General features: G+C 63.1%; 9 protein-coding genes. 7 read left to right on the top strand and 2 right to left on the bottom strand.

Features of this window, described 5'->3' with window-relative positions:
- Window positions 1–232: 232 nt before the first annotated feature.
- Window positions 233–796, bottom strand: coding sequence for a ribosome recycling factor (frr, locus tag ACN0S5_RS01430; RefSeq protein WP_323770250.1), 564 nt, complete (start codon window positions 794–796; stop codon window positions 233–235).
- 106 nt (window positions 797–902) lie between these two features.
- On the opposite strand from frr, the gene ACN0S5_RS01425 reads away from it, so the two are divergent.
- Complete coding sequence (locus ACN0S5_RS01425; RefSeq protein WP_417205274.1) at window positions 903–1,901, top strand: GlxA family transcriptional regulator; 999 nt, start codon at window positions 903–905, stop codon at window positions 1,899–1,901.
- A gap of 343 nt (window positions 1,902–2,244) precedes the next feature.
- Here ACN0S5_RS01425 and pyrH read toward each other — a convergent pair whose 3' ends face one another.
- Window positions 2,245–3,024, bottom strand: a complete 780-nt coding sequence (pyrH, locus tag ACN0S5_RS01420) for a UMP kinase (protein ID WP_417205273.1) — start codon at window positions 3,022–3,024, stop codon at window positions 2,245–2,247.
- Window positions 3,025–3,134: 110 nt separating this feature from the next.
- On the opposite strand from pyrH, the gene miaA reads away from it, so the two are divergent.
- The 6 genes from miaA to ACN0S5_RS01390 all read left to right on the top strand — a co-directional run bounded on the left by miaA (window position 3,135) and on the right by ACN0S5_RS01390 (window position 11,739).
- Window positions 3,135–4,040 carry a tRNA (adenosine(37)-N6)-dimethylallyltransferase MiaA gene (gene miaA / locus ACN0S5_RS01415; protein ID WP_417205271.1) on the top strand — a complete coding sequence of 302 codons (906 nt, stop codon included), beginning with the start codon at window positions 3,135–3,137 and terminating at the stop codon, window positions 4,038–4,040.
- On the top strand, window positions 4,007–4,894 hold the full coding sequence (locus ACN0S5_RS01410) for an AraC family transcriptional regulator (RefSeq protein WP_417205269.1): 888 nt from the start codon (window positions 4,007–4,009) through the stop codon (window positions 4,892–4,894). Before miaA ends, ACN0S5_RS01410 begins: the two co-directional genes overlap by 34 nt.
- A gap of 251 nt (window positions 4,895–5,145) precedes the next feature.
- Window positions 5,146–6,816: an ABC transporter substrate-binding protein gene (locus ACN0S5_RS01405; protein ID WP_417205267.1), complete on the top strand. Its 1,671-nt coding sequence runs from the start codon at window positions 5,146–5,148 to the stop codon at window positions 6,814–6,816.
- A 135-nt stretch (window positions 6,817–6,951) separates the two neighbouring features.
- Entirely contained in the window at window positions 6,952–8,088 is a 1,137-nt protein-coding gene (locus ACN0S5_RS01400; protein ID WP_417205266.1) for an ABC transporter permease, read from the top strand.
- Between the two features lie 10 nt (window positions 8,089–8,098).
- Complete coding sequence (locus tag ACN0S5_RS01395) at window positions 8,099–9,550, top strand: ABC transporter permease (RefSeq protein WP_417205264.1); 1,452 nt, start codon at window positions 8,099–8,101, stop codon at window positions 9,548–9,550.
- A gap of 101 nt (window positions 9,551–9,651) precedes the next feature.
- A complete protein-coding gene (locus ACN0S5_RS01390) occupies window positions 9,652–11,739 on the top strand; it encodes a dipeptide ABC transporter ATP-binding protein (RefSeq protein WP_417205262.1) in 2,088 nt (695 codons plus the stop codon).
- Window positions 11,740–11,777: the final 38 nt, after the last annotated feature.

Raw genomic sequence — 11,777 nt, 5'->3', positions numbered from 1 at the left:
ATTTACACGCTTAATTCAACATGTCCGCCGTTCCAAAGCAACGATACCGGCACATGGTTAAGCCCTGTGTGCCGGTGGCGAAAGGCGACAGTGTGGCGATGGCGCGTCGCAAGCGGACCTTTGCGGCCACAAGGCAACGGTCCACCGCGCCATGCCGTCTTTTTAAGCGGCACCAAGGGTCCGGCGTCTCGCCGGTGCCGCCCTGCTGCCCTGTCACCCTGTCGCCCGTGGCTCAGACCTGCATGATTTCCGCTTGTTTGGTCTCAAGCGCCTCGTCGACCTTCTTGATATAGGTGTCGGTCATGTCCTGCACCTCGGACTCCCAGAGTTTCTGGTCGTCTTCGCTCATGCCGTCGTTCTTGGCCTTCTTGATCTGCTCCATACCGTCGCGGCGCACGTTGCGGATCGAGACACGGGCGTGCTCGGCGTATTGCCCGGCAACCTTGCCCAGTTCGCGGCGGCGCTCCTCGTTCAGCTCGGGGATCGGCAGCATGATGATGGTGCCGTTAAGCTGCGGGTTGATCCCAAGGCCGGATTCGCGGATCGCCTTTTCCACCTTGCCCACCAGACCCTTGTCCCAGACGTTGATGGTGACCATGCGCGGTTCGGGCACGTTGACGGTGCCGACCTGATTGATCGGGGTCATCTGGCCGTAGGCGTCCACCTGAACCGGCTCCAGCATCGAGGCCGAGGCGCGTCCGGTGCGCAGCGACGCAAATTCCGTGCGCAGGTTAGCCATGGCGCCATCCATGCGGCGCGACAGATCGGCGGTATCGAGTTCGAAATCTTCGGACATCTTGGCCCCTCGTTGATCAATTGTGCTCGGGTAGCACTGGTTAGCCCGACCTTTACCGCAGATCAATCATCCTTGACCAGAGAAGCCGGTGCGGGCGGGTCGGCCCATGCAACCGATCCTTAACCCCGCCGTGACAAAACCATCGGCGTTCCGCCAAATGGGTCCGTCGTGTATGCATGTTTGCCTGATCCTCTTTCCCGGCTTTCCGATGCTGACCTATGTGCTGGCGCGCGAGGTGCTGCATCTGGCGAACGATTGCGCGGGCCAGCAGCTTTTCACGTTTCAGACACGGACGGTGGCGGGCGCGCCGGTCGCGGCCGCCGATGGTACGCCCCTGCGTGGCGATCAGCCTGACTGGCATGGCGCGCAGGGGTTTGACCTTGTGCTGCTTTGTGCGGGGCGGGATCCGCTGAATTGCTTGCCCATGGGCCTGCGCGCCTTTCTCAACCGCGCCGATGCCACGGGGGCCACGCTGGGCGGGTTGGACGGCGGTGGCCTGATCCTTGCCAAACTGGGCTTTCTGTCCGGGCGTACGGCGGTTCTGGATCAGGCGGCCCTGGCGGATCTGGTTCCGGACTGTGACGACATCGCCCTGACAGAGGGCACGTTTTCCTGTGACCGGCAGCGGTTGACCACGGCGGGTGGCATGGCCACCGGCGATGCGGTGCTGGCCTGGATCGCGCGCGCGCACAGCCCGTCGCTGGCCGCGCGGGTGGCAGAGTCTCTGGCGCACGGTCGCATCGGTCAGGCAGGGGCGCAGCAAAGGTTGGTGCAGGCCGTCGATCCCCTGCTGGACCGGATGCAGGCGATCATGGCCGCGCATATCGAAACGCCAATTCCGGTCGAGCGGGTCGCCGCCGAACTGGAGCTGAGCCCGAAGCAGCTGCGCCTGCGCTGCCGCAAGGCGCTGCGCCTGACCCCGGTACAAATCTATACCGGGCTGCGGCTGGACCGGGCGGCACAACTGATCTCGACAACCGAACTATCCGTGCAAGAGGTCGCGCGGGCTGCGGGCTTTGCCTCCCCCTCTGCCTTTACCCGCAGTTACCGCGCACGCTTTGGTGCACCGCCCCGCAGTCAGCGGCGCGCACGGCGGGCGGGATAAACAGACGCTCAGGCCATCGCCGTGCTGGCCAGACCGTGCGGCGCGGGCTTCCGGGTCGCGCCACGTGCAACGGCACAAGACCAAAATGCCGACACCGCACCGTCATGCCGGACCGGAGCGGGGTGCCGACCCGGTCCTGATCGCCTGCAACCTATGCAGGCCACCAAATGATTGCTGCGAAAACAGAAAAATTTCTACCGCACATTCCGGCACGGCACCGGGCGGGCTAAGTCGGGTTTGGCCCACCCCGGCGCCGTCCGGTCCCGGTCGTTGTCAGACAGGCGGAGTAACGGCGCCGCCGAACGCGCGTCGCCGGTACATGTCGGATTGGCAGCGCGGCGTCTCAGGCCGGGGCCGGTCCGGGCTTGTCCAACTGCGCGCGCGGCGCTTTTTCGCAGACCCGTGTATACGTGCCCTGCCCGGCAAGGATACCGCGAAACCCGCCCGGCTCATCCAGCGAGAACACGATGATCGGCATGTCGTTGTCCCGCGCCAGCGCGATGGCCGAGGCATCCATGACCTTGAGGTTCTTCGACAAAACCTCGTCAAATGTCACCTGATCGTACCGTTTCGCATCGGGATTGGTGCGTGGGTCGCTGTCATAAACCCCGTCGGTGCCGTTCTTGCCCATGATGATCGCCTCGCAGGCCATCTCATTGGCGCGCAACGCCGCCGCGGTGTCGGTGGTGAAATACGGGTTGCCGGTGCCGGCGGCAAAGATGCAGACCCGCTTTTTCTCAAGGTGGCGCACGGCGCGGCGGCGGATGTAGGGCTCTGCCACCTCGTCCATGCGGATCGCGCTGATCACGCGGGTGAAGACGCCGACACCTTCCAGCGCCGATTGCATCGCCAGCGCGTTCATCACCGTGGCCAGCATGCCCATGTAGTCGGCAGTGGTGCGTTCCATCCCCTGCGCGGAACCGGCCAGCCCGCGAAAGATATTGCCGCCGCCGATCACCATGCAGATCTCGACGCCCATTTCCTGCACCGATTTCACCTCGCGGGCGATGCGCTGCACGGTCGGCGGATGCAGGCCAAAGCCCTGATCGCCCATCAGCGCCTCGCCGGAAATCTTCAACATGACACGCTTGTAGGTGGTTTGCGGGATGCTGGCCTCGGTCATGTTGCGCTCCGTCGTGGGGGGGATATGATCGCGCGCATATGTGGCGGAAAACCACCTGGGCTGCAATGGTCCAGCGGGCTCTGTCACGGGACACCGGGACAGGCTGCGCAATGCGTGACAAATCGGCAATCGAGGCATGCCTTGCCTCTTGCGCGCCGGATCGGCCTGTGCTGATCGCGGGGCCAACGGCAAGCGGCAAGTCCGCGCTGGCGCTGGCCATCGCCGAGGCGCAGGGCGGCGTGATCGTCAACGCCGATGCGATTCAGGTCTTTGCCGACTGGCGCGTACTGACCGCCCGACCATCGCCCGAGGAAGAGGCGCGCGCGCCGCATGCGCTATATGGCCATATCCCCGGCGAGCAGACCTATAGCGTGGGTGACTGGCTGCGCGAGGTGGCCGCGCTTCTTCCCGGAACAGAGCGGCCGATTTTCACCGGTGGTACGGGGCTTTACCTGACGGCCTTGACCGAAGGACTGGCCCGGATCCCCGCCACTCCGCCACAGATCCGGGCCGACGGCGAGGCGCTGTTGGCATCGCGCGGTCTGGCTGCAATGGTGGCGGACCTGGACGCCGGGACCGCCGCCCGCATCGACCTGCGCAATCCGGCCCGTGTGGCCCGCGCGTGGGAGGTGCTGCGCGCCACCGGACGCGGAATTGCCGCGTGGCAGGATGAGACGCCGCCGCCGCTGTTGCCGCTGGACCGCGCCGCTGCCTTTGTCGTCGATGCCCCCAAGGACTGGCTCACCCCCCGGATCGAGAGCCGTTTCCGCAAGATGATCGAGAGCGGCGCCTTGGACGAGGCCCGCGCCAATCGCCCCGGATGGACCCCGGACCGCCCCTCTGCCAAGGCCATAGGGGCGGCGGAACTGATGGCCTATCTGGACGGCGAAATCCCACTTGACCGCGCGATCGAGCGCGCCACGATCCTGACCCGCCAATTCGCCAAGCGCCAGCGCACATGGTTCCGCGCCCGGATGGGGCAATGGACCCAACTGACCGCAGAGATACTGGCCTGATGTCGCGGCCCGGCTTTCTCAGGACCCCGATGCCGCCCGCACCGCCCAAGCCCAAGGGACCTGTGCGCAGCGGCTCTTACGCGATGGAACTGCAAGGCGCACCGTGGAAGTTCACGCTGCTGCACGACCGCGAAGACGACGTTGTGCTTTGGGTGACAAAGGGTCAGGGCCGCGTCGTGGTGAACGGCATCCGTCGCGGAATCTCGGTGAACAATGCGCTGTTTGTGCCCGCTGGCACACTGTTTGCCATCGACATGCAGCAAGGCACACAGGCGCTGATGGTGCAAAGCCCCTCGGGGCTGAGCCCCTACCTGCCGCATGCGCCGGTGTTGTTGCGGGTGCGTGAAAGCCTTGCTCAGGCAGAGCTGACCGGCACCATCGACGCGATGAACCGCGAAATGATGCAGAACCGCGCCATGCTGCAAGAGGCGCTGTCCGCGCATGTTGGCCTGATCGCCGTCTGGTTGCAGCGCCAGATTCAAGCGGGCACGGCTGATTCTCCGCCCGAAAGCGCCGCGCAGCGGCTGGTGCGGCGCTATGCGCGGGCCGTGTCGCAGGATTTTCGCAAGCCGCAGGTCATGGGACACTATGCCGAGTCCCTCGACGTCACGCCGACCCATCTCAGCCGCGTCTGTCGGGTCTGTTGCGGCAAAACCGCCGCCGACATCCTGACAGAGCGCAAATTGCATGCCGCCCGGATTGCGCTGGAAAGCCCCAAGCCGGCGGTAAAAGAGGTGGCGCGGTCGCTGGGGTTCACCTCTCCGGCCTATTTTACCCGGTTCATCCAGAGCCACACCGGGCAGTCTCCGTCCGCCCTGCGCGCGGCGAGCCAACACCCGACAAGCCGACGATAACCGGGTGAGACCCTTGAAAATTCGACAGTGGTGACTTGGAAGTGACTTGCACATCAGGCGATGTCGCTTTTGAATAAGGTCGATGTCGCTTTCGGACCCCAAAAGGGCGAAAGCGGGCGTTGACGGGGCAAGGCTTCTCGTGCGGAATGACATGCAGCGAGGGGCATGGCCGAAGGGTGAATTACAAAAACCCGCTCAGGAGCCAGAAATGAGACCCCCGGCTGAACAAGACGTGTCACAGGGAGACAAGAATGACATCGATGGATAACCTGCAACGGGTGCACCCGGCTGCAAAAATGTACGCGCGTGAACTTAAGCAGGGCCTGCTTGACCGCCGCGAGTTCCTTGCACGCACAACCGCGCTTGGCGTGACCTCGGCTGCGGCCTATATGCTTGGCGGCCTTCAGCGCCCCGCCGAAGCGGCGGCGCATGCCCAGCAAGGCGGCACCATCCGCTATCAAATGGAAGTGCGCGCCCTGAAAGATCCGCGCACCTACGACTGGACCCAGATCGCCACCTTTACCGCCGGCTGGCTGGAATATCTGGTGGAGTACAACAGCGACGGTTCCTTTGAGCCGATGCTGCTGGAAAGCTGGGAGGCGAATGACGACGCCACCGAATTTACGCTGCATGTCCGCAAGGGCGTCAAGTGGAACAACGGCGACGATTTTACCGCCGAAGACGTGGCCCGCAACATCGCCATGTGGTGTGAGAGCGAGGTCGAGGGCAACTCGATGGCCGCGCGCATGGGGTCGCTGATCGACGAAACCACCAAGAAAGCCTCGGACGGCGCGATCACCGTTGTCGACAGCCACACGGTCAAGTTGACGGCAAACGTGCCCGACATCTCGTTGATTCCGGGCATGGCCGACTATCCTGCCGCCATCGTCCACAGCAGCCACGACGCGAACAACATGCTGGCTAACCCGATCGGCACCGGTTTCATGCTACCCGAAAGCCACGAAGTCGGCGTCAAGGGTGTGCTGGTCCGGAATGAAGGCCATGATTGGTGGGGCTATGCCGCTGGAAAAGGTGGCTACATCGACCGCATCGAGTTCATCGACTACGGCACAGATCCGGCTGCGTTCATCGCCGCCTACGAGGCCGAAGAGATCGACATGAACTGGGAGTCGGTCGGCGAGTTTGTCGACATCTTCGACAGCCTGGGCCTGGAACGCTCCGAGATCCCCTCGGGCTTTACCATTGTGATCCGTCCCAACCAGCTGGCCGAAGACGCCGACGGCAACAAAATCTACGGTGACAAACGCGTCCGTCAGGCGCTGGCCATGGCCGTCGACAACAACGTCTGCCTTGAACTGGGCATGGCGGGCTACGGCATCGTCGCCGACAACTGCCACGTCGGTCCCATGCACCCGGAACATGACCCGTCGGTGACACGCCTTCCCTATGATCCGGCCAAGGCGCTTGAGCTGATCAAAGAAGCGGGCATGGAAGACTTCGAGCATGAGGTGCAGTCGATCGACGACGACTGGCGCCGCAACACCACCGCCGCTCTGGTGGCGCAGTTGAACGATGCCGGCATCAAGGCCAAACACACGGTTCTTCCCGGTTCGACCTTCTGGAACGACTGGACCAAGTACCCGTTCTCGTCGACCAACTGGAACCACCGCCCGCTGGGCACACAGGTTCTGGCGCTGGCCTACAAATCGGGCGCGGCCTGGAACGAATCCGGGTTTGCCAACGAAGAGTTCGATACGCTGCTGGCAGAGGCCAACTCCATCGCGGACGCCGATGCGCGCCGCGCGGTGATGGCGAAACTTCAGGCGATCATGATCGACGAAGGCGTGACGGTTCAGCCCTACTGGCGCACCGCCATCCGCCACCACAGGGACAACCTTGTCGGGGTGGACAAGCACATCGCCGACTTGCCCCAGATCTACAAGTTCGGGATCAAGGCCTGACAAGGCGCCTCCCCAAGGGCCGCGCGGACAACCGCGCGGCCCTTTTCGTCTCAGGCCGCGCGATACCTGCGGCCCTTTGCAAAACCAAAAAGCGACCGGAACAATACCGGTCCACAGCCACCAACGGGGGCTTTTATGGGTCTATTCATTCTCAGGCGCGTGGGGGTCATGCTACTGACCGCCCTTTGCCTGACGTTCATCGTCTTCGTTATGACGAACCTCTATCCAAACCTGGAAAAGCTCGCGAAATCCGAAGGCAACTTCCGGATGACGGATATCGAGGTGGCCACATGGCTGTCCAACAACGGCTACCGCTCGCCGCTGGACGAACAGATGCTGGCCGACTACCGCGCCAACAAGATCACCCTTGAAGAGGCCTCGGCGCAGGTCAATTCCGGGTTCGATGCCCGCATCTTCCGCAACTACGCCGAGTGGATCGGCGTCTATCCCGGCTGGACCGGCGTCAATCGCGATGGCATCGCGCGCGGGCGCTGCATCCTTCCCGGCGCTGACCCGGCGGAGGCCCCGACTTTCTGCGGCATCCTGCAAGGCAAATGGGGCTGGTCGACCGTGGCCAAGGCACCCGTGGCCGAGGCGCTGGGAACCCGGATCGGCAACACCGGCTTTCTGATGCTCTGCGTGATGCTGCTGATGGTGCCCTCGGCGCTGATCGTCGGTGTGCTGGCGGGGATGCGCGAAGGCTCGGCGCTGGACCGCTCCCTGTCCACCTTTTCGATCACCACAACGGCGACGCCGGAATATGTCTCTGGCGTTCTGTTCATCGCGATCTTCACATCGTCCGCCGTGGGCCTGAAATGGTTCAAGGGCACCGCTACCAGCGCCATGGACAACGCGACGTTCGAGAATTTCTTTCTGCCGGTGCTGACCATCGCGCTTTACGGCATGGGCTATATCGCCCGGATGACCCGCGCCTCTATGGCCGAGGTCATGACCGCGCAATACATCCGCACCGCCCGTCTGAAAGGCGTGAGTTTCGGCAATATCGTCATGAAACACGCGCTGCGCAACGCGCTGATCGCGCCCTTCACGGTGATCATGTTGCAGTTCCCGTGGCTGCTAAACGGCGTCGTCATCGTCGAGACCCTGTTCCAGTACAAAGGCGTCGGTTGGGAACTGGTCCGCGCGGCGGGCAACAACGACATCGAGATGCTGCTGGCGATCTCGGTTGTTTCGGTCTTCGTGGTTCTGGTGACACAGCTCATATCCGACATCGGCTATGTTTATCTGAACCCGCGTATCAGCGTCACCTGAGGAGGCATCCATGGACCCTTTAACCTGGACCGGCTCCCTGGGGAGCATCCTGAACCCGATCCTGACCATTCTGGTGCCCGTCTTCGCGGTCGCCGTGGTGGCGCGGATCCTTCTGTCCTTTTTTGAACCGGACACCGGCATCCAGACCAACCCCGACGGCACGATCATGGCCACCGGCGGCATCTTTGGACTGTCGGCAAGGCTGGTGAACTGGCTGGGACTGGCGCTGCTGGTGCTGGTGCTGGCCTACATCCTGCTTGGCGCGCTGTTTGGCACCGGCGCGGGCATCATCGGCGGCATCAGTCGGCAGTTCCTGCCGGTCTGGATCGCCCTGATCGCAACCTTTGTCGCCTCCATCTGCTACAAACGGCGGCTGGGACTGTATGGCAAGCTGTTCGACTCGATGATCGGGATGATCGGTTTCGGCATTGTCATGTTCTGGGTCTATACGGCGATTTTCTACGGTGTCTTCGACTGGATCGCCACGCATGACCCGCTGGGTCAGGCTTCGGGGATGAAGAACAAGGTGCCCGGCACCCCCCTGCGTGGCGCTGAAGAGGCTGATTTTCAGTGGTATCTGTTTGGCGGCGACAACCTTGCGCGCGATATCTTCAGCCGCGTGGTCGCCGGGTCGACCATTGTCGTTGCCATCGCCCCTTTGGCCACGCTGTTTGCCTTTATGGTCGGGATCACGCTGGGCCTGCCCGCGGGCTACTACGGCGGGCGTCTGGACACCTTGCTGAGCTTTGTCGCCAACCTCATCCTCGCCTTCCCGGTGATCCTGCTGTTTTACCTGCTGGTCACGCCCGAGATCGTGGCGACGGGGCTGCCGCAGTTCATGGCCGTGGTGCTGTTCCTGTTTCCGCTGATCTTTGCCGGGGTGCTGATCCATTCGCGTTACCGCACCCAGCCCAGCAAGGACTATCTCTACCTTGCGGTTGTGCTGGTCCCGATGGCGCTGATCTACATGTCGCTGATCAACAACCCTGATCCGACCTCGTCCAGGATCACCTTCTGGCCGCTCGATTTCTTTGACATTCCGGGCGGTGTTCTGGTGGTCTTTGTCTCGGTGGTCTTTGTCAACTCGCCCACAGTGTTCCGCATCGTGCGGGGCCTGACCATGGACATCAAGACGCGCGACTATGTGGCCGCGGCGCAGACCCGTGGCGAACGCCCGTGGTACATCATGCTGTGGGAGATCCTGCCCAACGCGCGCGGGCCGCTGATCGTCGATTTCTGCCTGCGCATTGGCTATACCACGATCCTTTTGGGGACCTTGGGCTTCTTCGGTCTGGGTCTGCCGCCGGAAAGCCCGGACTGGGGGTCAACGATCAACGAGGGGCGCAAGCTGCTGTCGATCTACCTGCACCCTGCCCTGCCACCCGCGCTGTCGCTGTTGTCGCTGGTTCTGGGTTTGAACCTGCTGGCGGACGGGCTGCGCGAAGAAAGCTTGCGTGACTGATGACGGTTGGTCCGGGGGCACCGCCCCGGACCCCCGAAAGCATTTGGGCCAAGAAGACGCGCAAAACGTGTCGAGGCCCCTCCTACAGGGAGCACTGTGACATGACAGACGATTATGACGGGCCGATCCTGGAGATCGACAACCTCTCGATTTCCTTCTTTACCCGCTTGCGCGAAATCCCGGCGGTGATGGACTTTTCGGTCAAGGTCCAGCCGGGAGAGGCCGTGGGCCTTGTCGGCGAATCCGGTTGCGGCAAATCCACCGTGGCGTTGGGGGTGATGCAGGATCTGGGCAAAAACGGACGCATCGTGGGCGGCTCGATCAAGTTCAAGGGCCGCAACCTGAACGAGATGAGCCAGGAAGAGTTGCGCGGGATACGCGGCTCTGAGATCGCCATGATCTATCAAGAGCCGATGGCCTCGCTGAACCCGGCCATGAAGGTCGCCCAGCAGTTGATGGAAGTGCCGATGATCCACAAGGGCGTCGGCAAGGAAGAGGCCTATGAGCGCGCGCTTCAGGTGGTGACGGACGTCAAACTGCCCGACCCCAAGCGTATCCTCGACAGCTATCCACATCAGCTATCGGGCGGTCAGCAGCAGCGCATCGTGATCGCGCTGGCGCTGATGGCGGAACCGGCGCTGCTGATCCTCGATGAACCCACCACCGCGCTGGACGTGACCGTCGAGGCGGCGGTGGTCGAACTGGTCAAGGAGTTGGGCAAGAAATACGGCACCTCGATGCTGTTCATCTCCCACAACCTTGGTCTGGTGCTGGAAACCTGTGACCGGATCTGCGTGATGTACTCCGGCGAAGCGGTCGAGACAGGCAGCATCGTCGATGTCTTCGATGAGATGCAGCATCCTTATACGCAGGCGCTGTTCCGCTCGATCCCGCTGCCCGGAGCGGACAAGAACGCGCGCCCGCTGGTGGCGATCCCCGGCAACTTCCCCCTGCCCCATGAACGCCCGGACGGCTGCAACTTTGGCCCGCGCTGCGATTACTTTGAGGCCGGGCGCTGCGATGCGGTCGACCGCGTTCCGATGTCAAAGATCCCCGGCAACGACCGTCACAACTCGCGCTGTCTGCGCATCGACGAAATCGATTGGAACGCACCGCCGCAGAACGTCAAGTCCACCGAAAAGGCCGAACCGGGCAAGGTGATCCTGAAGATGGACGAGCTCAAGAAATACTACGAGGTGGCCGCCAACGCGCTGTTCGGCAGTTCCGGCGAAAAGAAGGTGGTCAAGGCCAACGAGACGCTGAGCTTCGAGGCGCGCGAATCCGAGACGCTGGCCATCGTGGGCGAATCCGGCTGCGGCAAGTCGACCTTTGCAAAGGTTCTGATGGGACTGGAGACGGCGACCGACGGGCAAATCCTGCTGGACAACCGCAACATCGAAAGCACCCCGATCGAAAAGCGCGATACCAAGACCATCGCCGACGTGCAGATGGTGTTCCAGAACCCGTTCGACACGCTGAACCCGTCAATGACGGTCGGGCGGCAGATCATGCGGGCGCTGGAAATCTTTGACCATGGCGATTCCGACGATGCGCGGCGCGAGGAAATGCTGCGCCTGCTGGACCTCGTGAAACTGCCGCGCGCCTTTGCCGAGCGGATGCCGCGTCAGCTATCGGGCGGTCAGAAACAGCGTGTCGGCATCGCGCGGGCCTTTGCGGGCGGCGCGCGGATCGTGGTTGCGGATGAACCCGTCTCGGCGCTGGATGTGTCGGTGCAGGCGGCGGTGACCGACCTGCTGATGGAAATCCAGCGCGAGCAGAAGACCACTTTGCTGTTCATCAGCCACGACCTGTCGATTGTCCGCTATCTCAGCGACCGGGTCATGGTGATGTATCTGGGCCATGTGGTGGAACTGGGATCGACCGATCAGGTGTTCTCGCCCCCCTACCACCCCTATACAGAGGCGCTGCTCTCGGCGGTGCCCATTGCCGACACCCGCGTCAAGAAAAAGCACATCGTGCTGGAAGGCGACATTCCCTCTGCGATGAACCCGCCGCCCGGCTGCCCGTTCCAGACGCGTTGCGGCTGGAAGGGCAAGGTGGCCGGGGGTCTCTGCGAAAAAGAGGTGCCGCCGGTGCGCATCATGGACGATGGTCACCAGATCAAGTGCCACCTCTCGGACGAGGAATTTGCCAATATGGAGCCGGTGATCAAGATCGCAGCGGAATAAGACATCCACGCGGGCGGCCTGCCTCCCTGGGACGCCCG

Origin of the sequence: Antarctobacter sp. (genome assembly GCF_048262615.1) — a bacterium.
Lineage (GTDB): Bacteria > Pseudomonadota > Alphaproteobacteria > Rhodobacterales > Rhodobacteraceae > Antarctobacter.
The sequence above is the reverse complement of the archived record's forward strand: the minus strand, read 5'-3'. Positions and strand labels throughout refer to the sequence as shown.

Coding starts and splice junctions, on each gene's coding strand:
- frr (WP_323770250.1), bottom strand. CDS start 796: ATGTCCGAAGATTTCGAACTCGATACCGCCGATCTGTCGCGCCGCATG.
- ACN0S5_RS01425 (WP_417205274.1), top strand. CDS start 903: ATGCAACCGATCCTTAACCCCGCCGTGACAAAACCATCGGCGTTCCGC.
- pyrH (WP_417205273.1), bottom strand. CDS start 3,024: ATGACCGAGGCCAGCATCCCGCAAACCACCTACAAGCGTGTCATGTTG.
- miaA (WP_417205271.1), top strand. CDS start 3,135: ATGCGTGACAAATCGGCAATCGAGGCATGCCTTGCCTCTTGCGCGCCG.
- ACN0S5_RS01410 (WP_417205269.1), top strand. CDS start 4,007: ATGGACCCAACTGACCGCAGAGATACTGGCCTGATGTCGCGGCCCGGC.
- ACN0S5_RS01405 (WP_417205267.1), top strand. CDS start 5,146: ATGACATCGATGGATAACCTGCAACGGGTGCACCCGGCTGCAAAAATG.
- ACN0S5_RS01400 (WP_417205266.1), top strand. CDS start 6,952: ATGGGTCTATTCATTCTCAGGCGCGTGGGGGTCATGCTACTGACCGCC.
- ACN0S5_RS01395 (WP_417205264.1), top strand. CDS start 8,099: ATGGACCCTTTAACCTGGACCGGCTCCCTGGGGAGCATCCTGAACCCG.
- ACN0S5_RS01390 (WP_417205262.1), top strand. CDS start 9,652: ATGACAGACGATTATGACGGGCCGATCCTGGAGATCGACAACCTCTCG.